Source organism: Thermococcus sp., assembly GCF_027063845.1.
In the GTDB taxonomy this organism is placed as follows: domain Archaea; phylum Methanobacteriota_B; class Thermococci; order Thermococcales; family Thermococcaceae; genus Thermococcus.
In genome coordinates this window covers 1-2,806 of the sequence record NZ_JAMOQU010000116.1, presented here as the reverse complement: position 1 = coordinate 2,806, position 2,806 = coordinate 1, and the positions used below count along the sequence as shown (strand labels likewise).

At 54.6% G+C, this 2,806-nt stretch carries 6 protein-coding genes; all 6 read right to left on the bottom strand.

Features of this window, described 5'->3' with window-relative positions:
- Positions 1-184: hypothetical protein (locus MVO87_RS09795; RefSeq protein ID WP_297553010.1), on the bottom strand; the 184-nt coding region annotated here is incomplete at its 3' end.
- A gap of 10 nt (positions 185-194) precedes the next feature.
- Complete coding sequence (locus MVO87_RS09790; protein WP_297553008.1) at positions 195-1,034, bottom strand: hypothetical protein; 840 nt, start codon at positions 1,032-1,034, stop codon at positions 195-197.
- A gap of 2 nt (positions 1,035-1,036) precedes the next feature.
- Positions 1,037-1,453, bottom strand: a complete 417-nt coding sequence (locus MVO87_RS09785; RefSeq protein WP_297553006.1) for a hypothetical protein — start codon at positions 1,451-1,453, stop codon at positions 1,037-1,039.
- A gap of 11 nt (positions 1,454-1,464) precedes the next feature.
- Positions 1,465-2,049: a hypothetical protein gene (locus MVO87_RS09780; RefSeq protein ID WP_297553005.1), complete on the bottom strand. Its 585-nt coding sequence runs from the start codon at positions 2,047-2,049 to the stop codon at positions 1,465-1,467.
- Positions 2,050-2,053: 4 nt separating this feature from the next.
- On the bottom strand, positions 2,054-2,617 hold the full coding sequence (locus MVO87_RS09775; RefSeq protein ID WP_297553004.1) for a hypothetical protein: 564 nt from the start codon (positions 2,615-2,617) through the stop codon (positions 2,054-2,056).
- A gap of 4 nt (positions 2,618-2,621) precedes the next feature.
- Positions 2,622-2,806, bottom strand: a 185-nt coding sequence (locus tag MVO87_RS09770; RefSeq protein WP_297551892.1) for a hypothetical protein, incomplete at its 5' end; no start/stop codon positions are given.

Sequence of the window (2,806 nt, the reverse complement as noted above, 5' to 3'; positions counted from 1 at the left end):
CGGTACTAACCGAGTCGTCGAAGCCGATGTAAACGGCGTCCGTGTTGGCCTTGTCGGCCTTGATGGTGACCATCTTCACCTCCAGCGCCCCGAGGGCGGTCGGCGTCGTGCTGACTGTGAACTGAAACGTCCCGCCCTTTGAGGGCGAGCCTACGAGGTCTTTCATTGCACGGTAGCTAATCATGACGACCACCTCACACCGGTTCGAACCGGTTAATATCTATTTGGAAGTTAACGTATTGGTTGCCAAAATGCTTCTGCTCCATAACCATGATGAAGAAGTTTAGGGGCGCTGAGTACGTTCTGGTCACTAATAGGTTGTCCGGCCCGAGCGAGACATAGAAGGTGTCGTTGGATTTTCCTATGACCACATCCCACGAACCACTGCTCTGGCCTTCATACTCATCCTCGATTGTCTGGTCGTACAGTGACCCCACCCTAATGCCCGTCACCGAACCGCTAACGGCCGATTCATTTGTGTAGGCACTAATTCCGATGTAGTGTTTGTCTCCCCTTGAGAGGTAGTTGTAGCTGGTTAGAACGTCGGTTTCGTCAGCTATCCAAAACACAGCTTCTGCCTCGCTACCCTGGGATGATGCATACGTGCTGGGCGTGTTCAGACTTACGGTCATCTCCAGTATGAAGTCATCGGTCGGTTGTATCTGTGGAGTGACTACTAACTGATAAAACGCCTGTGTTGGAGCCGATATGTCGGAGTATATTCCGAACTGCCCTTGCATCCTATTGCCGGCCAATGCAACGTAGGCGTGAGTCGGCGCAGTCGGGTCGTCAACGAGGTGGGCTAAGTAGTAGCTTAGGGCGCGTGACACTTCGATGTTCCACCTCACGTAAGTGTCAAAGGCAACTGTGTCGGTTATCTTCGTGCCCTCAACGTCGGTCACGTTGGGGTTCTGTTGCTTCATATCAAATTGTAGCAGGGGCCCCAATGCCGTTTGCTTCAACACCACATTGACTACGTCTGCGTTCACGGTTATGTTGGAGTTGAAGTTCTTAATTGTGAGTCTGCCCCTCATAATCACCTCACCTGCTTTCCGCCATACTCAAGCGAGACGGTCTTATCCGCAGTTAGGGCGCTTACAGTCTTTGCATAGAGGGTGAACTTCTTTATTCCGCTGAGCCCACCAAAGTCGCTGGCGTCAATGAACGTCTCTGTAGTCACGTTATGAGCCAGGAGTGGAAACTCGCCCTCGCTGGTCTCAACAATGATGTTGGCCTCCACCTCGGTTGGCGTGTCCAAGTGGAAATAGCTAATGTCGAACTCGTAACCCTCGTCTGGCTCTACCGTGGCGTTGAACTCAGCTTCTGCTGGCGTGCCGGGAGGTATGGTTATCTCGACCTTTGAGCCTTGGGGTATTGGCTTGTAGGAGCTGAAGGTCGGCCCAAGCGCCTGCTTGAGTCGGTCGTAATCAACACCTATCGAGCGCCCAAGCATTGCTCACCACCTCACGGCAGGAACCCGGTGTACTGGCTCGGTGCCACCGGTGGTAAAGTAACCGGCTGTCTGGGCCGTTCCGGCTGTCCGATTGGCTGGTTCAGGAGCTGGATTATCGTCTCGATGCCAAACACAGCCCTAAGTGAGTCAACGAAGGCTCCGATGTCGGTCACTTCGAGGATTAGCACATCGTAGTTTACCGTAGCATCGGTGGAACCTGGGACTGCCGTAATTGTTAGCGTGCCCTTTAGGCTCAAAGGTGGCCGGGGCGTGAACTCTGCTGTGTATTTACCGGCCGGGTCGTAGTTGGCTACGTAGGGCATGTTGCTCTTGTCAAAGTAGCCGGCGTCGTAGAGTTCCTGCGGTATGAGGGAGAACTGGAGAGTCTGTCCGCTCTCTTCGGGGTCGTAGGATATGCGTAGGCCTGCATCTGCCACGTCGGTGCTGACGCGGGCGCTTATGAGCCAACCGAACTCGCCGTTTTCACTTTCGTAAAGTTCTTTTGGAGCGTCGTCGGCGTTTAGTTTCTCGCTACCGTTCACTCTAACCCAATTCCATCCATTGAGGATGGGGAGTAACCCGAGTATGTCCACCATAGTATCATTCCTCCCACCAGTCAACGCGGATGCTAATCTGATTGGCGTTTGAGCTCTTGTTGACGACTTCGAAGAGGACGCTGTGTCCCGGTGGTATCACGAAGGCTACGAGACCCTCGTCCATACCGCCGACCGCTTTGTTGCCGGAGCCTCCAGGGATGACCTCTTCTCCCGCCACAGTACCGCCGGAGTAGCTGGTCACGTCAATGATGACCTGTGCCACGCTCGTTGCAGTGGAACCGACCCGGAACGGGACGGGCTGTATCTGGGTCCCACCTTGGAGCGTGGGGTCAATGACGTACCTAATCCACGCCTGGTCTGTCGTGCTCATCTTGGTGGTCATAATGTGGATGGTTTTACCGCTCCCGGCCGGGTTGATGATGGTTAGGTCGGCAGTCGCTCCGCTGGAGATGCTGGGCCAAAGCTTTGAAACGAAGAACGCCTTGTCTTCACTGGCCTTAATCTGGTACTGGGTGTAGGCGATGGTGTGGTCTGTGTCAGCTTTCGTAATCTTGGCGTTGATTTCTGCCGTGTTGGGGTCGCTCCTAAACACTCCCGTTACGGTCACCCCCTCAGATTAGTTCGTAGGTGACCGTAACGAGCACCGTACCACTTGCACTTAGGGAGCCGACGAGTTTGAATCCCCTATCGAGGTCGTAAACGCCCCAGCACCCGTCAGCCATCTCGCTCTGGCCGGACTGGAGCACGATGGTGTCAACGTCCTTGCTGAGCGAGCCGTCCGGGCTGACTTGCTTTA